Consider the following 22,913-nt stretch of genomic DNA (forward strand, 5'->3'; position numbering starts at 1 on the left):
GACCTCTGTCGTGTCGCGGCCTCACCCGTCCGGTCCATTGGTCCACGCCACTGACGCCGTGCAGGCCGCGTCACCGCCGCCACGAAAACCTTCACAACCCGCACTGACATGGGAAATCGCCTGCCACTGGGCATGATTGACGGATCGTCGGAGAGCCGGTAGCACTGACCAAGTTCGGCCCCGCACGCCCCACCGCGCCCGACCGTCCCAGGAGGCAGCATTGCCCAGGTCCGCCACCGCTCCCCAGGCCCCCAACGGGCGCAGACGCACGCGCAGGACGGCGGGCGCCGTCGCCTCCGCGGCGCTGCTGCTGCCGCTGCTCGGTGCCGCCCCGTCCGGTCAGGCCGAGGAGCAGTCCTCGGCGCGGCTCCAGCGGGCCTTCGCGGCCGCGGCCGCGGAGTACCACGTGCCGCAGAGCGTGCTGCTCGCCGTCTCCTATCTCCAGTCCCGCTGGGACGGCCACGCCGGTGCCCCGAGCGTCACCGGCGGCTACGGCCCGATGCACCTGACCGACGCCCGGACGGCGATCGCACGGGCCCCGCACCACAGCGACGGGACGGAGGACGCCCGCGGCGACAGCTCGCGCCCGGCCCGCATCCCCACCGCGAAGGTGCCGGAGAGCTCCGAACTCCCCGACCGCCTGAAGACGTTGCCGAAGGCGGCCGAGCTGACCGGGCTGCCGGCCGAGGCGCTGCGGACGGACGCGGCGGCGAACGTGGAGGGCGGTGCCGCGCTCCTCGCCGCGACACAGCTGGACCTCGGCGAGCCGCTCAGCGCCGACGCGGCCGACTGGTACGGCGCCGTCGCACGCTTCTCGGGCGCCGACGACAGTTCGACGGCGGCGACGTACGCACGGGACGTCTACGAGGTGATGCGCGACGGCGCGGAGCGCACCACGGACTCCGGTCAGCGCGTGGCGCTCGCCGCCCAGCCGGCGCTCAGTCCCGACACGGCGACACTGCGGCGGGCCGGACTGCGGACGGCCTCCGCCGAGGGCACGGAGTGTCCCGCGGAGGTGTCCTGCGAATGGATCCCGGCTCCGTACGAGGAGTTCGGGGACGGCGACTACGGCAACCACGACCTCGGCGACCGGCCGGGGGCGCAGAGCATCAAGTACATCGTCGTCCATGACACCGAAGGCACTTGGGACGGTGTCCTGAACCTGGTGCAGGACCCCACGTACGTGTCGTGGAACTACACCCTGCGTTCGACCGACGGTCACATCGCCCAGCACGTGAAGGCCAAGGACGTGGCCTGGCACGCGGGCAACTGGTACATCAACGCCAAGTCGATCGGCCTGGAGCACGAGGGCTTCCTCGCCTCGCCGGACGCCTGGTACACGGAGGAGATGTACCGTGCCTCGGCGCGGCTGGTGAAGTACCTGTCCAAGAAGTACTCCGTGCCGCTGGACCGGCAGCACATCCTCGGGCACGAGAACGTGCCGGGCCCGACGACCTCCACCGTCCCGGGGATGCACACGGACCCGGGCCCGTACTGGGACTGGCAGCACTACTTCACCCTGCTCGGGCACCCCCTCCACCGGACCGTGAAGCAGGGCGGCGGGCTGGTGACCGTCCTGCCGGACTTCGACGAGAACCGGCCGGAGTACACGGGCTGCGTGACCAAGGGAGAGCCCTGCGCGGCGCACGGCTCCGGTGAGGTGCGGCTGCACACACAGCCGGACGAGAACGCGCCGCTGGTCAAGGACATCGGCCTGTACCCGAGCGGCGCCGACTCGACCATCGACGTGAACGACGTCGCCTCCCGCGTGTCCACGGGTCAGCAGTACGCGCTCGCGGAACGCGACGGCGACTGGACGGCGATCTGGTACCTGGGGCAGAAGGCCTGGTTCAAGAATCCGGCGAAGCAGCCGACGGCGGTGAACGCGTCCGGGCTGGTCGTCACGCCCAAGGACGGCAAGGCGGAGATCCCGGTCTACGGGCGTGCCTACCCGGAGAAGGAGGCCTACCCGGCGGGCGTGCCCGTCCAGGCGGTGTCGCCGCTGCCGTACAAGCTGCTCCAGGGCCAGCGGTACGCGGTGGGCGACAAGGTGCCGGGCGAGTACTTCTACTCGCCGACCTTCGACACGACTGTGCACAAGGTCGTGATCGGCTCGGACATGTACTACGAGATCCAGTTCGGGCACCGGGTGGCGTTCGTCCGGGCCGCGGACGTGACCGTGCTCCCGTCGCACTCGTGAGACGAGCGGCCGGGCTCGCAGGACGCGGGCCCGGCCGTCCGGGGGCCGGGGGTCGCGGTCGCCCGTTCGGGCGCCGGGCGGTCAGCCCTGCTGGAACAGCTCCGCCGGCAGCGGCTTCAGGAGGGCGTACAGGTCGTCCGTGATGGGGCGGTCCCAGGCGGCGATGGTCACCAGGACGTTGTCGCTGCGGTCGAACTGGACGCACGAGATGCGCGACTCGGAGAGCTTCAGGCGCCGCACGATCATCAGGTTGTCGCCCTGCATCACCGGCATGTCCTCGGTTCCGGTGACGGTGACCTCTTCGTCGTTCTCCAGGGCGAGCAGCAGCTGGGCGACCTCGAAGGGGACCTCGTCCTCGGCGACGTCGCGGGCCGGGGAGCCCTCCGGCAGATTGCCGATGATCATCGCGGGACCGCGGCCGCCGAACAGGTCGTAGCGCAGGAAGACGCCCTGGCAGCTGCCGTCGGGGGCGGGCAGCAGGCCCGCGCCGAGGTTGCCCGGCCAGTCGCCCGGGTCCATGGCCAGAACGTCGAAGTCGGGCCCGGCGGGCGTGGCGCTGCGGCGGCGGAGGAAGGACATGCCGCAATGGTACGTGCACGGGCGTGTGCCGGGCCTCGGGGGCGCCCGGCGCGGACCGGTGTGAAGGGGCCCGGTCCCGGGGCGTGGGCAGGGGTGTCGCCGCCGGTCACGGGACGGCTGTCGGCCGGGGCACGCCGACGGCCGTCCGGATCGCCGCGTCGGCCGTCCGGGTCAGCGTTCCGCCGCTTCTGCCAGGGCGGCGGGCAGCCCCGTCGGGTCCGTGCCGACCTTGCGGTAGACGGCCGACAGCAGGCGTACGACGGTGGGCTCCTCGGTGCGCAGCTCCTCGGCGATCTGCGCCGTGGTCCGGCCCCGAACGGTGAGCGCGGCGGCGGCCCGCTCGCGGGCGGTGAGCGTGTCCGTCTCGGTGCCGTGCAGGCGGCGCGGCCGCAGTCCGGCGGCGGTGAGTTCGTCGCGGGCCTCCTCGACGAGGCCGTCGGCCCCGCACTGGACCGCGGCGTCGAGGCCTCGGTAGAGGTGTTCGGCGGCTTCCTTGGGGCGCCCGGCGCGCCGCAGTTCGGTGCCGAGCGCGACCAGGGCGCAGGCCAGTTCGTAGGCGGCCGGTGAGCGTTCCAGGTGGCAGACGGCCTCTTCGAGGAGTTTCACGCGGTGCGAACCGGTGGAGACGTCGGCGGCGGCGCGCAGTGCCTGGCCGATCCCGGAGGGCGCTCCGTACTGGCGGGCACGGTTCACCGCTTCGAGTGCCGTGGTGACGGCGCGTTCCGGTGCGTCGTGGCTCTCGGCCCGGGCGAGGTGGAGCTGCCAGGGGCACCAGGCGGGGTTGCGGATGCCGCGCGGGTCGAGGCGGCGCCCGGCGGAGGCCAGCTCGGCGGAGGCCTCCTTGGTGAGGCCGCGGGCGAGGAGCAGTTCGCCGTGCACGGTCTGGGCGTCGGGGAAGACGACGGCGGCGGGGAACGGCGCGCCGAAGGCGTATTCGTCGGCGGTGAGCGCGGCCTCGGCGACCCGGCCGCGGGCCAGCAGGACCTCGATGAGGACGCCCACCGCGTACCAGAGCGCCGGGACCCCGGGCCCGACCCGTTCGGCGAGCCGCAGGCCCGCCCGCACGAAGTCCTCGGCCTCGGCGAGGCGGCCCCGGCGGTAGCGCAGGTAGGCGAGGAGGGTGTAGCCGAAGGAGAGGTGGGCGCCGTGCCAGCCCTGGGCCTCGAAGTCGGCGATCCCGGTGGCGAAGAGTTCCTCGGTGCGGCCCGGGCGGTCGGCGTACATGAAGGTGAGAGCGACCAGGACGGGCACCTCGAAGCCGCGGTCGGCCTCGGCCCAGCCGAATCCGCCGGCGAGGGCGCGTTCGGCGTGGTGGAGGGCGACGTGGGCGGGCTCGCCGCGCAGGGTGGCGTCCCAGGCGCGCAGGCCGATGACGTACCGCTCGGTGAGGTCACGTCCGGTGAGCCGGTCGGCAAGGCGGGCCAGCCGGCGGGAGCGGGCGGGCGAGTCGGGTTCGTCGGCGCGGAACGCGTCCCACATGAACTGCTCGGACTGCATGCGCAGGCGCACCCGGGCGTCACCCGTCTGGCGGATCTCGTGGGCGAGGGTCGCCGAGGCCTCGGCGAGGCGGTCGCTGTGGGCGAGGACCTGGGAGAGGCGGTAGACGGTGTTGTGGCGCAGCTCGGGGTCGGCGATGGGTTCTTCGAGTGCGGCGCGCAGATGGTTGACGGTGGTCGCCGGTTCGGTGAGCAGGGAGGCGCAGCCCAGTTCGTACAGGACGGCGGCCCGGTCCTCGAAGGGCGGCGGTTCGCGCAGGGCGCGGGCGAGGTAGCGGCGGGCGGCGTCGGGGGCTCCGGCGCGCTGGGTCTCGCGGGCGGCGGCGCGCAGCTGCTGGACGATCCAGGTGTCGCCGTCGGGGTGGGTCTCCATGAGGTGGCGGGCGGCGGCCGACGGGCCGAGTCCCTCGTCGACGATGCACCAGGCGGCCTGGCCGTGCAGGGCGACGCGGACACCGCCGGGGATGGCGCGGTAGACGGCGGTGGCGATGAGGGGGTGGACGAATTCGAGCGTGCCCGCGGCGTTCAGCGCGCCGGTGAGGATGCGGGCGCCGCGCAGGGCGTCCGCGGCGTCGGCGGCTTCCTCGGGGCCGAGTCCGGCGACGGCGGCGGCGAGCGTGGGGTGGATCTCGGTGCCGAGCACGGCGCAGGCCCAGGCGAAGCGGACGGTGGAGGTGCCGAGGCGTTCGAGGCGGGTGATGAGGCCGCTGCCCTTGACGGCGGCGGCGAGGTCGCGCAGCAGGTGTGCGCCGTCCTCGGTCGGGGTCAGTCCGCGGTCGCGGACCTTCGCGGTCAGCTCGACCGCCTCGAAGGGGTTGCCCGCCGTGACGGCCCAGCACTCGCGGCAGAAGGCGTCGTCGGCCTGCGCGCCCAGGTCCTCGCGCACGAGGCGGGCGACGGCCTCGGCGCTGAGCGGTTCGAGGCCGAGGGGGCGCTGGCCGGCGCGGCCGGGCAGCCCCCTGAACGCCTCGGCGTGGTCGGGGAGTTCGTCGGGACGGTAGCCGACGACGAGGAGCAGCGGGAGCTGCTCGGCGCGGGGCGCGAAGGCGGCGAGCCAGCTGAGCGATTCGGCGTCGGCCCAGTGCGCGTCGTCGAGGACGAGGACCATCGGGGCGCGCTGCACCGCGAGGTGGGTGAGCACCCAGTCGAGTCCGTCGCGCAGGCCCTGCTGGTCGGGCGGGGCGCCCTCGGAGGGCGCGCACAGGCCGAGCGCCGGACCGACGATCGCGTACCAACTCCCCAGCGAGCTGCGGAGTTCGGACTCGGCGGTTCCGGCCAGCTGGGGCTGGAGGAGCTGGCGGGCCACGTGGAAGGCGACGTGCTGTTCCTGTTCGCCGCCGCGCGCGGACAGCACCGTGCACCCCTTGGCGGCGGCGCGGCGCCGCACTTCCGCGAGGAGGGTGGTCTTGCCGATCCCGGCCCGTCCGGCGAAGGCGAGGAGTGCGCCACGCGGTCGGTCCGGCGGCTCACCTCCGTCCCTGCGCAGGCCCGTGAGCTCGCTCAACGCCTCGTCGACGGCGGCGAGTTCGTTCTCGCGCTCGAACATGGTCCGACGGCTGCGGACGGCGCGCTGCGTCATGATCCACCCCCTGCCACGGTGAGACAGCCGGCGCGGGGAGCGGGTGCGCACCGTGACGTTCAGGCACCTCAGCGTACGCCCGGATCTTCTCCGATGGGGTCGTTGGAGCAGGACTGACCACGAACGCGGGACAACAACCGGCGACCCCGCGCTCGTTCCGGCATGGAGGGGGCGTTCGTCAGGCGCTCGTGCGGTGTCGCGCGTGGTGGCGGGCGACCCGTGCCCGGTTTCCGCAGGACGGTTTGCACCACTCCTGTCGCGGGTGCTCCTTGATGAAGTACCGCACGCAGCGCGGCGCGTGGCAGGCACGCAGCCGCTGCCGCTCGGGGCCCGCGAGGAAGGCGAGGGCGGCGTGGGCGAGCGTCGCGGTGAGCTCCGTCCGGCCGTCCGCGGACTCCTGTCGTACGACGGGGTCGGCGCCGTCGGCCCAGGACAGGACGGGGACGGTCGGGGTGCGGGCGGCCGCCGTGTTCAGCCGCTCGACCGCCTCGGACACGGGCAGCAGGCGGGCGGCGTCCGCGGGGCTGGGCTCGCCGGGCCGTACGGCGCGGGCGAACAGCGCCCGGACCGCCGCGCGCAGCTCGCGCACCGCGTTCAGCGCGCGGTCGTCGGCGACGTACGTCGGGGTGTCCGGCAGCAGGCCGGGGTGGTCCCTGACCCAGGCGGTGAGCCCGGCGGGTGCGGCCAGGTCGTCCGCGACTCCGCCGTTCCCGTCGTGCCGCACGGTCAGCGCGAGGTCGAGGGCGAGCCGTGCGTCGCCGCTGATCGAGTCGTCCATGGCGCTAATGATAGGCCCGCCGGGTTCCATTAGCACCCGCGGTCGCCCCGGCGGGGTGGCGACCATCACCGGGGTACCCGGCCCGGTCACCGACGCCGGGACTTCAGCGGCGCGGCGGGTACGCGGGCGGTTCGGTGGCGCGGCGGGTACGCGAGGGCTTCACCGTTGCGACAGGCGCGCAGCGGCTTCGGCGGCGCCGCGGGCGCGCCACGGCGGTCGCCGCGCCCTCAGCCCTCGTCGGCCCCGCTCGGCGGTACCACCGCCACCGGGCTCGCGGCGTGCAGCAGGACGGCCCGGGTGACCGAGCCCATCATCCGTGCGGGTGCGAGCAGGCGGCGCCGGTGCCGGCCCACGACGACGAGGTCCGCGTCCTTGGAGGCGGCGACAAGGTGACCGGCCGCGTCGCCCGGCGCCACGGTCAGCTCGACCTGGACGCCGGGGTGCCGTTTGCGGTGCGGGGCGACGAAGCCGTCGGCCAGTGTGCGGGTCTCGCCCTCGATGACGTCCTGGCCGGGAGCGACGGGTACGAAGTCACCGGGTGCGGACCAGATCTGGACCGGCCAGGGATAGGCGGCGATCACCTGGACGCGGGCCCCGCCGAGGCCCGCCTCCTCGAACGCGAAGGCGAGGGTGGCCTCGTCCGGACCGTCGACGTGGAGGCCGACGACGACACGCGGCCCGGGTTCGGCGGCGGGCGCGTCGGGCACGTCTCGCCCGGGGCGCGGCACCACGACGACGGGGCATGCCGCGTCGGCGGCGACGGCCATGGAGGTGGAGCCGAGGAGCAGGCTCGCGAAACCGCCCCTGCCCCGCGAGCCGAGCACCAACAGCTGGGCGTCGGCGCCGAGTTCGGGCAGCACGGCGGACGGGGCGCCCTCCAGGGCGACGTACTCCGGGACGGGCGGGCCGGTCCGGTCGGCCAGGTGGGCGCTCACCTGGCCGAGCACCGGGTCGTCGGCGGGGTCCGGCGGGCCGGCGACCAGCACGTCGGGCTGCCCCCAGGGCGCGTACTGCCGCGCGTGGACCACGCGCAGGGGGGCCTCGCGGGTCCGGGCCGCGGTGAACGCCAGCTCCAGGGCGCGCAGACTGTCGTCCGATCCGTCGACCGCCGCGACGACCGGCAGGGTACTCATGGAATCCTCGCCTCCGGCACAGACTTCCGATCTTCCTGGGGCCAGCCTGACGCAGGCCCGGTCCCCAGGAAGGGGTCGTGGGTCGAGTGTCCGGAAAAAGGAGAAGGATTCACCTTCGGGCGCGTCACCCGGGGGTGACGCGCCGGATCACGTCAGGTCGAACTCCCCCTCGCGCGCTCCCGAAACGAACGCTCCCCACTCCGCGGGCGTGAAGATCAACGAGGGGCTCTGCGGGCGGCCACTGTTGCGCATCGCGATGAAGCCCTCGACAAAGGCGATCTGGACGTCTCCCCGCCCTCGGCTGCTGGACTGCCACTCGGCGTTGCTGAGGTCCAGTTCCGGCTTGTCCCAGCCCGCGAGCGGGTGCTGCTCGATGGTGCTTTCGGCCACGTCCGTGCTCCTCCCGGTTCGTCGTCCGCGGCCAGCCTAGCGATCGGTCCGGGCGGCGGACAGGCCACGTGAGGGGGACGGATTCAGGAGGTGGGCGGTGCGGAGCCGACCAGCCACATGGAGAAGAACTGGGAACCGCCCCCGTAGGCGTGCCCGAGGGCCCTGCGAGCGCCGTCGACCTGGTGTTCTCCGGCCTGTCCGCGCACCTGGAGGGCGGCCTCGGCGAACCGGATCATGCCGGAGGCGCCGATCGGATTGGTGGAGAGGACGCCGCCCGACATGTTGACGGGCAGGTCCCCGTCGAGTTCGGTCACCCCGGACTCGGTGAGCTTCCAGCCCTCGCCCTCCTCGGCGAAACCGAGGTTCTCCAGCCACATGGGCTCGTACCAGGAGAAGGGCACGTACATCTCCACGGCGTCGATGTCACGGCGTGGATCCGCGATGCCGGCCTGCCGGTAGACGTCCGCCGCGCAGTCCTTGCCGGCCTGCGGCGAGACGAAGTCCTTGCCCGCGAAGAGGGTGGGTTCGCTGCGCATCGCGCCGCCGTGCACCCACGCGGGCGGTTTCGGGGAGCGTGCCGCGCCCGCCCGGTCGGTGAGGATCATCGCGCAGGCGCCGTCGGAGGAGGGGCACGTCTCGGAGTAGCGGATCGGGTCCCACAGCATGGGCGAGGCCTGGACCTTCTCCAGGGTGATGTCGTGCTCGTGGAGGTGGGCGTAGGGGTTCTTGAGCGCGTTGCGGCGGTCCTTGTAGGCGACGAGGGAGCCGACCGCGTCGGGGGCGCCGGTGCGCCGCATGTAGGCGCGCACGTGCGGGGCGAAGAAGCCGCCCGCCCCGGCGAGCAGCGGCTGCTGGAAGGGGACGGGCAGGGACAGGCCCCACATCGCGTTGGACTCGGACTGTTTTTCGAAGGCGAGGGTCAGGACGGTGCCGTGGACGCGTCCCGCGACGAGGTTGGTGGCGACCAGGGCCGTCGATCCGCCGACGGAGCCGGCGGTGTGCACCCTGAGCATGGGTTTGCCGACCGCGCCGAGCGCGTCGGCGAGGTAGAGCTCCGGCATCATGACGCCCTCGAAGAAGTCGGGGGCCTTGCCGATGACGACGGCGTCGATGTCGGCCCACGTCAGCTGGGCGTCGTCGAGTGCCCGCCGGGCGGCCTCGCGGACCAGGCCCGCGATGGACACGTCCCCGCGGGCCGCCACGTGCTTGGTCTGGCCGATGCCTACGACGGCCACGGGCTCCTTGCTCATCGGGCGTCCCCTTCGAGTACGGCGACCAGGTTCTGCTGGAGGCAGGGACCTGAGGTGGCGTGGGCGAGTGCCCGGTCGGAGGCGCCGCGGTGGATCCGGGCGGCTGCCTCGCCGATGCGGACGAGTCCGGCCGCCATCACCGGGTTGGCGGCGAGTGCGCCCCCGGACGGGTTGACGTCGACGCTGTCGTCGAGGCGCAGCGCCTTGCGCAGGACCACTTCCTGGGAGGTGAAGGGGGCGTGCAGTTCGGCGGTGTCGACGGGCCGTTCGAACGCGCCGGCCCGTTCGGCGGCCAGCCGCGTGGACGGCGAGTCGGTCAGATCGCGGACACCGAGGCCGTGCGCCTCGATGCGGTGGTCGATGCCCCGGATCCAGGCGGGACGCTCGCACAGCTCACGGGCGCGTTCGCCGGCCGCGAGGATCACGGCGGCGGCCCCGTCGCCGATCGGCGGGCAGTCGCCGGTGCGCAGGGGCCGTACGAGGTGGTCGCCGTGGTCCACCGGACCGCGCAGCTGGGCGTGGGGGTTGGCGGAGGCCGAGGCGCGGCTGCGGGCGGCGATGCCGGCGAGCGCGGGCTCGTCGGTCTCGCCCGCGTCGATGAGCGCCTGCGCCTGGAGGGCGGCGAGGGCCACGGAGTCGGGCCACAGCGGGGCCAGGTAGTACGGGTCGAGCTGCCGGGTGAGGACGTCCCGCACGGAGCCGGGGGACGACTTGCCGTACCCGTAGACGAGCGCGGTGTCGGCGTCTCCGGTGAGGAGTTTGGTCCACGCCTCGTAGAGGGCCCAGGCACCGTCCATCTCGACGTGCGACTCGGAGATGGGGGGCCAGGCGCCGACCCCGTCGAGCGCCATGGTGAAGGAGAAGGCGCGGCCCGCGAGGTAGTCGGAGGATCCGGAGCAGGTGAAGCCGATGTCGCCGGCCTTCAGGCCCGTCGCGTCGAGCACCTGGTGCAGGACCGGAAGGAGCATCTCCACCTCGGAGAGCTCGTCGCTGGTGCGCCGGTGATCGGTCTGGGCGAACGCGACGACGGCGATGTCCCTGATGGGCCGCATCTACAACAGCTCCTTGTACGTCTCGTAGTCCGCGTCCGGTTCGCCGGTGGGCCGGTAGTGGTCGGGGTATCGGGCGCCCGGTGTCCACACCGGCTCCACGCGCAGGCCCATGCGCACCTGGTCGTAGGGGATGCCGCCGATGCGGCCGTGCAGGGCGAGGTCGGCGCCGTCGAGGGCGATGTGCGCGTAGACGTAGGGCACTTCGATGTCGAGGTTCTTGGCCTTGATGTTGACGATGCAGTACGTGGTCACGGTGCCGCGGGGGCCCACCTCGACCTGCTCGGAGGTGGCGACTCCGCAGGTGGGGCACGCTCCGCGGGGCGGCACGTAGACCTTGCGGCACGACGGGCACCGTTCGCCGACGGTCCGCCGGCCTGACAGGGCGTGGATGTAACCGGTCTGGGCCCGGCCGGGAGAGTAGACGTAGTCGAGGCGGGCCTGGGCGACGATGCCGGTCACCTTGTCCGCGAACTCACCGCTGTGGGTGGTGGGTTCGTCGTCGGTGGCACTGCCGTCGTACGGTTCGAAGCAGGCGATGTCGGTGATGGCGCCGGAGCGTTCGGCGGCCCAGCGGACACGGACGCGCATGCCGGTGCGTACGGCGTCGGGGCCCGGGGTGTCGAGGGCGTGCAGCAGGGCGGTGTCGGCGCCGTCGAGCCGGACCAGCACCCAGGCGAAGGGTGTGTCGAGGGGCTGGCCACGGCGGGGCTCGTGGTTCCAGGCCCAGGTGGTGACCGTGCCGGTGGGGGCGACCTCGACGAGGTCGCCGATCTCCTCGGCCGTGACCGGGTCGTACTCGACCGGCGGGACCAGTGTGCGGCCGTCGGCGGTCCGTACGCCGAGGACGACGCGCTCGCGCAGGCCGGTGAGGAAGGCGCTCTGGACGGGGCCGAGCGAGCGGGTGAAGGGGAATTCGACGACGAGGGGGGCTTTGAGTACTTCGGGCATCCCGGATGTCTCCTTCGGAGGTCGGGCGCGCCGGCCGGGTGGGCCCGGGCCGGGCGAACCCGGTCACGGGCTTCGAGGACCGGGCGCGCCGGTGCGGGGGTCGGGTCCGGGCGGGCCCGGGCTGCGGGGCGGTGTGCCCCTATGCCGGGCCTCGGGCCCGAGTGCGGGCTCTGTCGTGCCTGTCCGCGCCGTTCCTCGGGGGCGGCGCGCGGACGGGCGCCGCGGGTTCAGGCGCGCCGGTAGACGGGCGGACGTTTCTCGGCGAAGGCGCGTGCGCCCTCCTTGGCGTCGGCGGTGTCGAACACCGGCCAGCCGCGCCCCAGTTCGGCGGCCAGACCGTCGGTCTCGGTCATCTCGGCGGTCTCGTAGACCGACGCCTTGACGGCTTCGACGGCGAGCGGGCCGCAGGCGTTGACGAGCTCGGCGATCTCCAGGGCCTTGTCGAGGGCCTTGCCGTCGGGGACGACGTGTCCGATCAGGCCGATGGCGGCGGCCTCGCGCGCGGGGTAGGCGCGGCCGGTGAGCAGCATCTCCAAGGCGTGCGTGCGCGGGATCTGGCGTTGCAGCCGGACCGTCGAGCCGCCGATCGGGAACAGTCCGCGCCTGACCTCGAAGAGGCCGAAGGTCGCGGACTCCCCCGCGACGCGGATGTCGGTGCCCTGGAGGATCTCCGTGCCGCCCGCGACGCAGTACCCTTCGACGGCGGCGATCACCGGCTTGCGGGGGCGGTGGTGACGCAGCATCGCCTTCCAGTGCAGATCGGGGTCGGCCTTGAGCCGGTCCCGGTACTCCTGGCCCTCCATCCCCCCGCCCGCCAGCGCCTTGAGGTCCATCCCGGCGCAGAACGCGCCGCCCGCCCCGGTGAGCACGACCGAGCGGACGGCGTCGTCCGCGTCGGCCTCGAGCCAGCCGTCGTACAGGCCGACCAGCATCGGCAGCGAGAGCGCGTTCTTGGCCTCGGGCCTGTTGAGCGTGAGCACCAGTGTGGCGCCTTCGCGCTGCACGGTGAGGTGTTCTGTCCCACCCATTGCCGTCCTCCCGTCTCAGGAACGAGAACAGGTTGCAGGAGGCGCGGAGTCAGTACAAGAGTTTTCTGACAGACAGTCAGATTTCTTCGCCGGGACCCTTCACAGTTGGGTCGGGCTTTGCTCTGATGACCGTCGAGCCGAGGGCAGCCACGGACGTTCGGGGTCAGGAGGAGCGGTGGAGTACAACCTTGCCGACCTGTTCGAGTCGGTCGTCGACGTGGTCCCGGACCGTGAGGCACTCGTCTACGTCGACCACCCGGGCACGGGCGCGGAGCGCCGGCTGACCTACGCGCGGCTGGACGAGGCGGCGAACCGGATCGCCCACCACCTCGCCGACAGCGGCGTACGCCCCGGTGAGCACCTCGGCCTCCACCTCTACAACGGCGTCGAGTACATCCAGACCGTGCTCGGCTGCCTGAAGGCACGGGTCGTCCCCGTCAACGTCAACTACCGGTATGTGGAAGAGGAGTTGGCCTATCTCTACCAGGACGCCGACCTGACGGCCCTGGTCTTCGACGCGGAGTTCACCGACCGGGTAGCGGCCGCCCTGCCGCACGCCCCGGCACTGCGGCACCTCGTGCGCGTGGGGGACCCGGCGCCCGGGGCGACCGCGCTCGACGCGGTGGCGTTCCAGGACGCCGAGGCCGCGGGCTCCCTCGGCCGGGGCTTCCCGGCACGCTCGGCGGACGACCAGTTCATCATCTACACCGGCGGCACCACCGGCATGCCCAAGGGCGTGATGTGGCGGCAGGAGGACCTGTTCTTCGCCGGGCTCGGCGGCGGCGCCCCGACGGGCGAACCGGTCAAGAGGCCGGAGGAACTCGCCGAGCGGGTCGCGGCCGGAGGCGAGGGGATCACCTTCTTCCCCACTCCCCCGCTGATGCACGGGACGTCGACACTCACCGCGTTCATCGGCTTCAACTTCGGCCAGCGCGTCGTGCTCCACCGCAAGTACGTGCCCGAGGAAGTCCTGCGGACCATCGAGAAGGAGAGGGTCACCAGCGTGTCGCTGGTCGGCGACGCGATGCTGCGGCCCCTCGTCGACGCGCTGAGCGGACCCATGAAGGACACCGACTGCTCGGCCCTGTTCAGCGTCTCCTCCTCGGGCGCGATCATGTCGGACACGGTGCGCGAACAGTTCCAGGCGCTCGTCCCGAACGTGATGCTGCTCAACAACTTCGGCTCCTCGGAATCCGGCTTCAACGGCACCGCCACGGCGGACTCGGGCCCGCGGCGCGGCTTCCGCGTACAGGTCAACGCCCGTACGCAGGTGGTGGACCCGGTCACGCACGAACCGGTCACCGTCGGTGAGCCGGGCCGCATCGCCCAGCGCGGCCATGTGCCCCTCGGCTACTACAACGACCCCAAGAAGACCGCCGAGACCTTCTTCCGGCGGGGCGACGAGCGCTGGGTGCTGCTCGGCGACATGGCCACGGTCGACGAGGAGGGCATCGTCACCGTCCTCGGGCGTGGCTCGCAGTGCATCAACACCGGTGGCGAGAAGGTCTATCCGGAGGAGGTCGAGCAGGCGCTCAAGGCGCATCCGGACGTGTACGACGCCCTGGTCGCGGGCGTTCCCGACGAGAAGTGGGGCAACCACGTGGCCGCCGTCGTCCAGCTCCGCGAGGGCGCGCCGCGACCGTCCCTGGAGGACATCCAGACGCACTGCCGCACCCGCCTGGCGGGCTACAAGATCCCCCGGCAGCTCGTGCTCGCGGACACCATCCAGCGCTCCCCCAGCGGCAAGGCGGACTACCGCTGGGCCCGGTCGGTCGCGGTGGAGGCGGCCCGCTGACCTCGCGTCGGAGTCTTTGCACGGCATTGACCTTCCGGTTGAACGCCAGGTGAACCCCGGACGTACGCATGATCGCGGCCTCTGATCTGCCCCGAGCCCGGTCTGCCGCGTCGACGCCGGGCTTCGCACGGAAGGACCTTCGGCGTGTCGCACTCCACGCGCACTCGTCAGCTGCCGCAACGGCCGGACACGGAACCGGAACCGGATACGGACGCCGGTACGGACGTCGCGGCGCGCGCGGACGGCGACGGGGCGTCCGGCGCGGACGCGGGCGAGGCTTCCGGCGCGGGCATGGACGCCGGTGAGCGGGCGGAGGAGGACGAGGCCTCCGGCGCGGACGCGAACACCGACGCAGGCGCGGACTCGGCCACCGAGAGGGACGCGGACGGGGCCTCGGAGCGGGAGACGGACGCGGGGACGGACACGGAGACGGACACGGACGCGTCCTCGACCGACGAGGAGCCCAAGGCGCCCGCAGCGACCGACGAGAAGCCGGAGAAGCCCGACGCGCCCGCAGCGGCCGACGAGACACCCGCTGCCGACGCCTCCGCCGGGCAGACCGACGCCTCCCCCGAGCAGGCCGACGGCCCGTCGGGACGGCCGGGTTGGTGGGGCTGGCGGCTCAAGTACCCGCGGGCGGCGCGTGCCGTGACCGTCGGCACCACGGCCCTGGCCGGAGCCCTGGTGCTCTTCGCCCTGCTCGTGCCGAACCAGCTCGACCGCCTCGCGCCCGACGCCTTCCTGCGGATCCCCGTGGAGGGAGTCCTGCTCGCCGGTCTGCTGCTGGTGCTGCCACCGCGGCCCCGGCGGATCGCGGCGGTCGTGGTCGGACTGTTCCTCGGCCTGGTGACCATCCTGAAGCTCGTCGACATGGGCTTCTACTCGGTGCTGGCGAGGCCCTTCGACCTCGTCCTGGACTGGATCCTGTTCGACGACGCCGCCGAGTGGGTCAAGGAGTCCTTCGGGGAGACCGGCGAGGTGGTCGCCGTGATCGCGGTCCTCGCACTGGTCGTCATCCTGCTCGCCCTCATGACCCTCGCCGTCGTACGCCTCAGTGATCTCATGGCGCGTCACCGCCCCGTCGCCACGCGCACCGTGCTCGTCCTCGGTACCGCGTGGATCACCTGCGTGACGGTCGGCGTGCAGTTCACCGACGTACCCGTGGCCTCGCAGATCAACGCGGAGCTCGTGAAGAACCGCGTGCACCAGGTGCGGGCGGGCCTGCGCGACGGGAAGGTGTTCGCCGAGCAGGCCTCCGTCGACGCGTTCGCCGACACCCCGCCCGACCAGTTGCTGACGGGACTGCGGGGCAAGGACCTCCTGTTCACGTTCATCGAGAGCTACGGCCGCACGGCGATCGACGACCCCGCGATGGCCGACCAGGTCGGCTCGGTGCTGTCCGAGGGGACGAAGTCGCTGAAGGCGGCCGGGTTCGCCTCGCGCAGCGCCTGGCTCCGCTCGCCGGTCACGGGCGCCGGGAGCTGGCTCGCGCACTCCACCTTCCTGTCCGGTCTGTGGATCAAGAACCAGCAGCGCTACCGGAGTCTGACCACCAGCGACCGGCACACCCTGACGAGCTACTTCCAGAAGTCCGGGGCCTGGCGCACGGTCGGCATCGTGCCGGGTGTCCGCCGCGCGTGGCCCGAGGGCAAGTTCTTCGGCCTCGACCACATCTACGACTCCGAGCATCTCGGCTACCACGGCCCGTACTTCAGCTGGACACCCGTCCCGGACCAGTTCAGCCTGGAGGCCTTCGAGCGCCTGGAGCACGGCAAGAAGGACCGCAAGCCGATGATGGCGGAGATCATCCTGGCGTCGAGCCACAACCCCTGGGCTCCGGTCGCCCACATGATCGACTGGAACGACCTCGGTGACGGATCGGTCTTCGAGCAGATCAAGAAGGAGGGCAAGGACCCCAAGGAGGTCTGGAAGAACCCCGAGAGCGTGCGCACCGAGTACCGGCACGCCATCGAGTACTCGCTGCACAGCCTCATCGAGTACGTGGAGCGGTACGGCGACAAGAACACCGTGCTGGTCTTCCTCGGCGACCACCAGCCCGTCCCCACCGTCACGGCCGGCAGTTCGAGCCGCGACGTGCCCGTCACCATCGTCGCGCACGACCCCAAGGTCCTGGACCGGATATCCGACTGGGGCTGGACGGACGGGCTCAAGCCGGCGAAGAACGCCCCGGAGTGGCGCATGGACACCTTCCGCGACCGCTTCATGACGGCGTACGGCTCGCGTCCCGGCGCCTCCGGGGCGACTTCCGCACGCTGACGCAGGATCCGCCGCCCGCCGGGAGCGCGCCGATCGGTGACCGGGCCCGCAGCGGCCCGGTCACCGCCAGTCCGGAGCCCCCGAAGCGGGCGGCAGCAGTGCTTCGATCCTCGATCGGATCTCCCCCATGACGGAGACGACGCGGACCTCATGGTCCGCGGTCAGCCGGTCCAGGGGGACCGAGCAGCTGATGGCGTCGACGGCCGGGCTGTCGTAGCGCAGGGCGAAGCCGAAGCCCGCGATGCCGGGGACAGTCTCCTCCCGGTCGACGGAGTGGCCGCGTTCGCGTACCGCCGCGAGATCGGCGAGCAGCGCGATGCGCTCCGTGCGGGTGTTCTCGGTGAGTGCCGCCAGCGGTCCGGTGGGCAAGGGGAGCGCGTCGTCGGGGCGTTCGGCCAGGAGGGCCTTGCCGAGGGCGTTGGCGTGGGCGGGGATCCGCCGGCCGACGCGGCTGATGGTGCGCGGGTACTCGTGGGACTCGCGGGTCGCGAGGTAGACGACGTCGGGGCCGTCGAGCCGCGCCATGTGGATGGTTTCTCCGAGGGCGTCCGAGGCCTCGTCGAGACAGGGGCGGACCATCCGCACACGACGGTCGCTGTCCAGATAGCTGGTGCCCGTGAGCAGGGCGCGGATGCCGATGCCGTAGAGGGATCCGGTGGTGTCCGTGCGCACCCAGCCGCAGTCGACGAGTGTCCTGAGCAGCTGGTACATGCTGCTGCGCGGCACGCCCAGCGCCTCGGCCAGCTCGTCCAGGCGCGAGGGGTGGTCGCCGCGGTCGGCCAGCAGTTCCAGCAACGCGACCGTACGGGCCGCCGACTTCACCCCGCGGACCCCTGGACTCTCCGGCATGGGCCCCATCGTAAATCCGCGTCGCCGCACCCATTGACCTTCGCGGTTCACGAATCTAGCCTCCATTCTCATACATGGACGCCATCTGCATATGAGGATGAGGGATGACAGGGTTCAGCGTGGAGGCCGAAGCCGTGGCGCAGCGACTGCGGGACGGCATGGCGGGCGGGGTGCTGTCCTTCCCGCTCACGAGCTTCCGGGAGGACGGCGAGCTCGACCCGGAGGCGTACCGGGCGTATCTGACGGACCAGTTGGCGGCCGGCCCGGGCGCGGTGTTCCCCGCCTGCGGGACCGGTGAGTTCAGCGCTTTGGACGAGGACGAGTACCGCACGGTCGTCGAGATCACCGTCGAGGTCGCGGACGGCCGGCTCCCCGTCGTCGCCGGCATCGGCTACGGGTGGGCCCAGGCACGGCGGTTCGCCCGGATCGCCGAGGAGGCGGGCGCGGACGCCGCGCTCGTGCTCCCGCACTACCTGGTCGAGGCCCCGCAGGACGGCCTGGTCGAGCAGCTGCGCCGGATCGCCGCCGGCACGCGGCTGCCGCTCATCGCGTACCAGCGCGGCCCGGTCGCCTTCACGCCCGAGGGCCTGCGCCGGATCGCCAGAATCCCGACGGTCATCGGTCTGAAGGACGGGCACTGCGACCTCGACCGGCTCCAGCGGCTGACGCTCGCCGCCCCCGACGGCTTCCTCTTCTTCAACGGCGCGGCCACCGCCGAGATCCAGGCCCGGGCGTACGCCACCGTCGGCGTCCCCGCCTACTCGTCCGCGGTGCACGCCTTCGCGCCGGAGATCGCGGGCGCCTTCTTCTCCGCTCTGCGGGACGGCGACGAGACGACACTCACCGAGCTGCTGCGCGACTTCTACATCCCGCTCGTCGAACTGCGCGACCGCGTACCCGGGTACGCCGTGTCACTCGTCAAGGCCGCCGCCCGGCTGCGCGGCCTTCCGGTCGGCGCCGTGCGCGCGCCGCTCACCGACCCCGGCCCGGCCGACCTCGCCGAGCTGGAGCGGATCCTCGACGCCGGTCTCCCTCTCGTCAAAGCGGTGCGCCGAGCGGCCCGGTGACCGCGCGCGGCCCGGACGGGACCCGGGCCGCCTCCCGATGTGCCCGGCAGCCGGACCCACAGTTCAAAGGGGAACTGACTTCATGCCTCTGCTCGTAGTCGGAATCAGCGTGCTGATTCTGCTGCTCCTGATGACGAAGCTGCGAATGAACGGCTTCGCCGCCCTCCTCCTCGTGGCCGTCGGTGTCGGCGTAGTCCGCGGCATCCCGCTGGACAAGATCCCGGACGTCCTGTCGGAGGGCATCGGGGGCCAGATCGGCGACACGATGCTCACCATCGGGCTCGGCGCCATGGTCGGCCGCGTCATGGGCGACTCCGGCGCCGCACAACGCATCGCCGGCCGGCTCCTCGACGCGTTCGGCCCCCGCTGGGTCCAGGTGGCCATGGTGGTCACCTCGATGCTGATCGGCGTGACCATGTTCTACGAGGTCGCGTTCATCATCATCGTGCCGATCGCGTTCACCCTGGTGAGGGTCACCGGGGCGAAGCTGCTCTGGGTCGGGCTGCCGATGTCGATCGCACTGTCCACCATGCACAGCTTCCTTCCGCCGCACCCCGGCCCCACCGCCGTGGCCTCCACCTTCCACGCGTCGATCGGGCTGACCCTGTTCTACGGCCTGTTCATCGCCGTACCGGCCGGCGCCCTCATCTCGCTCGTCTGGCCGCGCCTGCCCTTCATCCGCGCGATGGACCCGGCGATCCCGCAGGGCCTGGTCAGCGAGCGCGAGTTCACCGACCGAGAGATGCCCGGCCTCGGCTGGTCGCTGTCCGTGGCCCTGTTCCCCGTCGTCCTGATCGCCGGTGCCGCGGTGACCGACCTCGCGACCTCCGCCGAGACGCCCTTCCTGCACTTCGTCGCGTTCGTCGGCTCGGCGCCGATCGCCCTCCTGCTGACCCTGCTCCTCGCCGTGTGGGCGTTCGGACCGCGGATCGGCCGCAGTCTCGACGAGGTGAGCGCCTCCTGCACCTCCGCCGCGAAGGCCATGGCGATGATCCTCCTGGTCATCGGGGCGGGCGGCGCCTTCAAGAACGTGCTCGTCGAAGGCGGGATATCCGACTACATCAAGGACGCCACCGCGCACTGGTCGATCTCGCCGATCGTCCTCGCCTGGCTGATCGCGGTCATCCTGCGCATCGCGCTCGGCTCGGCCACGGTCGCCGTGGTCACGGCTTCCGGCGTGGTGCTGCCGCTGCTGGCCGGAAGCGGGACGCACCCGGAGATGATGGTGCTCGCCGTCTCCTGCGGCTCGATCGCCTTCTCCCACGTCAACGATCCCGGCTTCTGGCTGTTCAAGGAGTACTTCAACCTGTCCGTCATCGACGCGATCAAGGTCCGGACCACCTACACGACGGTGCTCGCCGTGCTCGGCCTCGGCGGTGTCCTGGCCGTCGAGTGGGCGCTGGACGTGCTCAGCCTCTGACCTCCAACTTCTTGCCCACTTCGCCCGTATCACCCCGCATGCAAGGATTTCGATGAGAACGAGCCAGCAGCCGACCGTCACCGAGTTCTCCGTCTATCCCGTCGCCGGACGGGACTGCATGGAGCTGAACCTGTCGGGCGCCCACGGCCCCTACTTCACCCGCAACGTGGTCGTCCTCAAGGACTCCGAGGGCCGTACGGGTCTCGGCGAGGTGCCCGGCGGCGAGAAGATCACACAGACGCTGCGCGATGCCGCACCGCTTGTCGTAGGTGCCGGGGTGGGCGACTACAAGCGCGTCCTGCGGGAGATCGGGAACCGCTTCGCGGACCGCGACGCCGGCGGGCGCGGCGCGCAGACCTTCGATCTGCGCACCACCGTGCACGCGGTCACCGCCGTCGAGTCGGCACTGCTCGACCTGCTGGGCCAGCACCTGGACGTGCCGGTCGCGGCACTGCTCGGCGACGGGCAACAGCGCGACTCCGTACGGGTCCTGGGCTACCTCTTCTACGTCGGCGACCCGGACCGCACCGATCTGGACTACGTCCGCGAGCCCGCTTCCGACGTGGACTGGTACCGCGTCCGGCACGAGGAGGCACTCACCCCCGGCGCGATCGTCCGGCAGGCCGAGACCGCTTATGACCTGTACGGCTTCCGGGACTTCAAGCTCAAGGGCGGTGTCCTGGAGGGTGCCGAGGAGGTCAAGGCCGTGCGGGCCCTCAAGGACCGCTTCCCCGAGGCCCGGATCACGCTGGACCCCAACGGCGCGTGGTCGCTGCGCGAGGCCGTCGAGCTGTGCGCGCCGCTGGTCGGCACGCTCGCCTACGCGGAGGACCCCTGTGGGGCCGAGGGCGGCTACTCCGGGCGCGAGATCCTCGCGGAGTTCCGCCGGGCCACCGGGCTGCCGACCGCGACCAACATGATCGCCACCGACTGGCGGCAGCTGACGCACGCCCTGGCCCTCCAGTCCGTCTCCATCCCGCTGGCCGACCCGCACTTCTGGACCATGCAGGGCTCGGTCCGGGTGGCCCAGCTGTGCAATGCCATGGGCCTGACCTGGGGCTGCCACTCGAACAACCACTTCGACATCTCGCTCGCCATGGTCACGCACTGCGGGGCCGCGGCTCCGGGCGAGTACAACGCGCTCGACACGCACTGGATCTGGCAGGAGGGCCTGGAACGGCTCACCGTCGAACCGCCGCGCATCACCGGCGGCGAGATCGCCGTCCCCGACGCCCCCGGCCTGGGGGTCCGCCTCGACATGGACCGCCTGCTCGCGGCCCACGAGCTCTACCGGGAGAAGGCCCTGGGCGCCCGCGACGACGCCGCCGGCATGCGCTACCTCGTCCCGGACTGGCAGTTCGACCCGAAGCGCCCCTGCCTGGTGCGCTAGGGGCAGGCCACGGCCACCGCGGGAGCGCGGTGGCCGGGCTCCGCCGCGCCCCGGGGCGACCGGCCGGCAGGCCAGACCATGAGCCGGTGGATCCGGGGCACGTGAGCCCGCAGGACCGGGGGCGGAGTCTCCCCGTTCGCGGTCCCGGCCGGTCGCCGCGCAGGCTCCTGGCGCGAGAAAATCCGGGCCACCCCCTTGTCCGAGGGCCGGTGAGCCTGAATTACTGATCCCGAACACATCGACCGAATGATCGGTCGTCCGGAATGATGCGGTTGGTGAGGGAGGAGTCCCCATGGCGGATTCCACGGGACCGAAGGACCTGCTGGACGCGGGCGAGCGGCTGGACGCGGACGGGCTGCGGGCACTCCAGCTGGAGCGGATGCGGGCGTCGCTGCGGCACGCGTACGAGAACGTGCCGTTCTACCGGGAGTCCTTCGACAAGGCGGGGGTCGGCCCGGACGACTGCCGTTCACTCGCCGACCTGGCGCGCTTCCCGTTCACCACGAAGGCCGACCTGCGCGAGAACTACCCGTACGGGATGTTCGCCGTCCCCCAGGACCGGATCAGGCGGCTGCACGCGTCGAGCGGCACGACCGGACGGCCGACGGTGGTCGGCTACACGGAGAACGACCTGTCGATGTGGGCCGACATGGTGGCCCGTTCCATCCGCGCGGCCGGCGGCCGGCCCGGCGACAAGGCGCACATCGCCTACGGCTACGGACTCTTCACCGGCGGCCTCGGCGCCCACTACGGCGCCGAACGGCTCGGCTGCACGGTCATCCCCGCCTCCGGAGGCATGACCGCACGTCAGGTCCAGCTCATCCAGGACCTGAAGCCCGAGATCATCATGGTGACCCCCTCCTACATGCTGACGCTGCTCGACGAGTTCGAGCGGCAGGGCGTCGACCCGCGCGGCACCTCGCTGCGCGTGGGCATCTTCGGCGCGGAGCCCTGGACCCAGGAGATGCGGCGCGAGATCGAGGAGCGGTTCGCGATCGACGCGGTCGACATCTACGGCCTGTCGGAGGTGATCGGCCCGGGGGTCGCCCAGGAGTGCGTGGACACCAAGGACGGGCTGCACATCTGGGAGGACCACTTCTATCCGGAGGTCGTCGACCCGATCACCGGTGAGGTGCTCCCGGACGGCGAGGAGGGCGAGCTGGTCTTCACCTCGCTCACCAAGGAGGCCATGCCCGTCATCCGTTACCGGACAAGGGACTTGACGCGGCTGCTGCCCGGCACGGCACGCGTCTTCCGGCGCATGGAGAAGATCACCGGCCGCAGCGACGACATGGTGATCCTCCGCGGGGTCAACCTCTTCCCCACGCAGATCGAGGAGATCGTGCTGCGCACACCGGGGGTGGCCCCGCACTTCCAGCTGCGGCTGACCCGGGAGGGCCGCCTCGACGCGCTCACCGTGCGGGCCGAGGCACGCGCCGGCGCCACCCCCGAGATCCGCGACGCCGCGGCGCGGGCGATCAAGGCGGCGGTCAAGGACGGGATCGGTGTGTCGGTCTCGGTCGAGATCGTCGAACCGGAGTCGCTGGAGCGGTCGGTGGGGAAGATCAAGCGGATCATGGACCTGCGGGAACTCCGGACACCGTGAGCCACGGGCTCCTGGGGCCTGTCCGGCAGTTCCCGGCGTCGCCGGGCGGGCGGGAATCGTCGCGACGCAGGCGGGA

The 22,913-nt window shown here is 72.2% G+C and carries 17 protein-coding genes; 7 read left to right on the forward strand and 10 right to left on the reverse strand.

Annotation, left to right across the window (positions count from 1 at the left end; translation table 11 throughout):
• The first annotated feature begins 220 nt into the window (after positions 1-220).
• Positions 221-2,200: an N-acetylmuramoyl-L-alanine amidase gene (locus tag ACSYGO_RS05380; RefSeq protein WP_460385909.1), complete on the forward strand. Its 1,980-nt coding sequence runs from the start codon at positions 221-223 to the stop codon at positions 2,198-2,200.
• A gap of 81 nt (positions 2,201-2,281) precedes the next feature.
• Here ACSYGO_RS05380 and ACSYGO_RS05385 read toward each other — a convergent pair whose 3' ends face one another.
• From ACSYGO_RS05385 to ACSYGO_RS05425, 9 genes are all read right to left on the reverse strand, one after another.
• Entirely contained in the window at positions 2,282-2,779 is a 498-nt protein-coding gene (locus ACSYGO_RS05385; protein ID WP_426678405.1) for a hypothetical protein, read from the reverse strand.
• Between the two features lie 171 nt (positions 2,780-2,950).
• The gene (locus tag ACSYGO_RS05390) at positions 2,951-5,854 is read right to left on the reverse strand and encodes an ATP-binding protein (protein ID WP_460385910.1); all 2,904 of its coding nucleotides are present in this window, start codon (positions 5,852-5,854) and stop codon (positions 2,951-2,953) included.
• 178 nt (positions 5,855-6,032) lie between these two features.
• Positions 6,033-6,632: a CGNR zinc finger domain-containing protein gene (locus ACSYGO_RS05395; RefSeq protein ID WP_460385911.1), complete on the reverse strand. Its 600-nt coding sequence runs from the start codon at positions 6,630-6,632 to the stop codon at positions 6,033-6,035.
• Between the two features lie 227 nt (positions 6,633-6,859).
• Entirely contained in the window at positions 6,860-7,765 is a 906-nt protein-coding gene (locus ACSYGO_RS05400; RefSeq protein WP_426678402.1) for a universal stress protein, read from the reverse strand.
• 147 nt (positions 7,766-7,912) lie between these two features.
• Positions 7,913-8,155: a DUF397 domain-containing protein gene (locus ACSYGO_RS05405; protein WP_028799506.1), complete on the reverse strand. Its 243-nt coding sequence runs from the start codon at positions 8,153-8,155 to the stop codon at positions 7,913-7,915.
• 83 nt (positions 8,156-8,238) lie between these two features.
• Positions 8,239-9,405, reverse strand: coding sequence for a thiolase domain-containing protein (locus ACSYGO_RS05410; RefSeq protein ID WP_460385913.1), 1,167 nt, complete (start codon positions 9,403-9,405; stop codon positions 8,239-8,241).
• Positions 9,402-10,457 (reverse strand): thiolase domain-containing protein, encoded by a 1,056-nt coding sequence (locus tag ACSYGO_RS05415; RefSeq protein ID WP_460385914.1) that lies wholly within the window; start codon positions 10,455-10,457, stop codon positions 9,402-9,404. Before ACSYGO_RS05415 ends, ACSYGO_RS05410 begins: the two co-directional genes overlap by 4 nt.
• On the reverse strand, positions 10,458-11,405 hold the full coding sequence (locus ACSYGO_RS05420; protein WP_460385915.1) for a Zn-ribbon domain-containing OB-fold protein: 948 nt from the start codon (positions 11,403-11,405) through the stop codon (positions 10,458-10,460).
• 227 nt (positions 11,406-11,632) lie between these two features.
• Complete coding sequence (locus ACSYGO_RS05425; protein ID WP_460385916.1) at positions 11,633-12,433, reverse strand: crotonase/enoyl-CoA hydratase family protein; 801 nt, start codon at positions 12,431-12,433, stop codon at positions 11,633-11,635.
• Between the two features lie 175 nt (positions 12,434-12,608).
• Between ACSYGO_RS05425 and ACSYGO_RS05430 the strand changes: the two genes are divergently transcribed.
• Both ACSYGO_RS05430 and ACSYGO_RS05435 read left to right on the forward strand, forming a co-directional pair.
• Positions 12,609-14,228: an acyl-CoA synthetase gene (locus tag ACSYGO_RS05430; protein WP_460385917.1), complete on the forward strand. Its 1,620-nt coding sequence runs from the start codon at positions 12,609-12,611 to the stop codon at positions 14,226-14,228.
• A gap of 144 nt (positions 14,229-14,372) precedes the next feature.
• Entirely contained in the window at positions 14,373-16,505 is a 2,133-nt protein-coding gene (locus tag ACSYGO_RS05435) for a sulfatase (RefSeq protein ID WP_460385918.1), read from the forward strand.
• A gap of 60 nt (positions 16,506-16,565) precedes the next feature.
• Here ACSYGO_RS05435 and ACSYGO_RS05440 read toward each other — a convergent pair whose 3' ends face one another.
• Positions 16,566-17,354, reverse strand: a complete 789-nt coding sequence (locus ACSYGO_RS05440) for an IclR family transcriptional regulator (protein ID WP_460385919.1) — start codon at positions 17,352-17,354, stop codon at positions 16,566-16,568.
• A 104-nt stretch (positions 17,355-17,458) separates the two neighbouring features.
• On the opposite strand from ACSYGO_RS05440, the gene ACSYGO_RS05445 reads away from it, so the two are divergent.
• The 4 genes from ACSYGO_RS05445 to paaK all read left to right on the forward strand — a co-directional run bounded on the left by ACSYGO_RS05445 (position 17,459) and on the right by paaK (position 22,837).
• Positions 17,459-18,421 (forward strand): 5-dehydro-4-deoxyglucarate dehydratase, encoded by a 963-nt coding sequence (locus ACSYGO_RS05445; RefSeq protein WP_460385920.1) that lies wholly within the window; start codon positions 17,459-17,461, stop codon positions 18,419-18,421.
• A gap of 82 nt (positions 18,422-18,503) precedes the next feature.
• Positions 18,504-19,841, forward strand: coding sequence for a gluconate:H+ symporter (locus ACSYGO_RS05450; protein WP_432186954.1), 1,338 nt, complete (start codon positions 18,504-18,506; stop codon positions 19,839-19,841).
• 52 nt (positions 19,842-19,893) lie between these two features.
• Positions 19,894-21,231, forward strand: a complete 1,338-nt coding sequence (locus ACSYGO_RS05455) for an enolase C-terminal domain-like protein (protein WP_432174736.1) — start codon at positions 19,894-19,896, stop codon at positions 21,229-21,231.
• A gap of 292 nt (positions 21,232-21,523) precedes the next feature.
• Positions 21,524-22,837: a phenylacetate--CoA ligase PaaK gene (paaK, locus tag ACSYGO_RS05460; RefSeq protein ID WP_432186956.1), complete on the forward strand. Its 1,314-nt coding sequence runs from the start codon at positions 21,524-21,526 to the stop codon at positions 22,835-22,837.
• Positions 22,838-22,913: the final 76 nt, after the last annotated feature.

This window comes from Streptomyces krungchingensis (assembly GCF_054729265.1).

What these genes read in the sequence shown, in the direction of transcription:
- ACSYGO_RS05385 (WP_426678405.1), bottom strand. Translation starts at nt 2,779, where the DNA reads ATGTCCTTCCTCCGCCGCCGCAGCGCCACGCCCGCCGGGCCCGACTTC.
- ACSYGO_RS05390 (WP_460385910.1), bottom strand. Translation starts at nt 5,854, where the DNA reads ATGACGCAGCGCGCCGTCCGCAGCCGTCGGACCATGTTCGAGCGCGAG.
- ACSYGO_RS05395 (WP_460385911.1), bottom strand. Translation starts at nt 6,632, where the DNA reads ATGGACGACTCGATCAGCGGCGACGCACGGCTCGCCCTCGACCTCGCG.
- ACSYGO_RS05400 (WP_426678402.1), bottom strand. Translation starts at nt 7,765, where the DNA reads ATGAGTACCCTGCCGGTCGTCGCGGCGGTCGACGGATCGGACGACAGT.
- ACSYGO_RS05410 (WP_460385913.1), bottom strand. Translation starts at nt 9,405, where the DNA reads ATGAGCAAGGAGCCCGTGGCCGTCGTAGGCATCGGCCAGACCAAGCAC.
- ACSYGO_RS05415 (WP_460385914.1), bottom strand. Translation starts at nt 10,457, where the DNA reads ATGCGGCCCATCAGGGACATCGCCGTCGTCGCGTTCGCCCAGACCGAT.
- ACSYGO_RS05420 (WP_460385915.1), bottom strand. Translation starts at nt 11,405, where the DNA reads ATGCCCGAAGTACTCAAAGCCCCCCTCGTCGTCGAATTCCCCTTCACC.
- ACSYGO_RS05425 (WP_460385916.1), bottom strand. Translation starts at nt 12,433, where the DNA reads ATGGGTGGGACAGAACACCTCACCGTGCAGCGCGAAGGCGCCACACTG.
- ACSYGO_RS05440 (WP_460385919.1), bottom strand. Translation starts at nt 17,354, where the DNA reads ATGCCGGAGAGTCCAGGGGTCCGCGGGGTGAAGTCGGCGGCCCGTACG.
- ACSYGO_RS05445 (WP_460385920.1), top strand. Translation starts at nt 17,459, where the DNA reads ATGACAGGGTTCAGCGTGGAGGCCGAAGCCGTGGCGCAGCGACTGCGG.
- ACSYGO_RS05450 (WP_432186954.1), top strand. Translation starts at nt 18,504, where the DNA reads ATGCCTCTGCTCGTAGTCGGAATCAGCGTGCTGATTCTGCTGCTCCTG.
- ACSYGO_RS05455 (WP_432174736.1), top strand. Translation starts at nt 19,894, where the DNA reads ATGAGAACGAGCCAGCAGCCGACCGTCACCGAGTTCTCCGTCTATCCC.
- paaK (WP_432186956.1), top strand. Translation starts at nt 21,524, where the DNA reads ATGGCGGATTCCACGGGACCGAAGGACCTGCTGGACGCGGGCGAGCGG.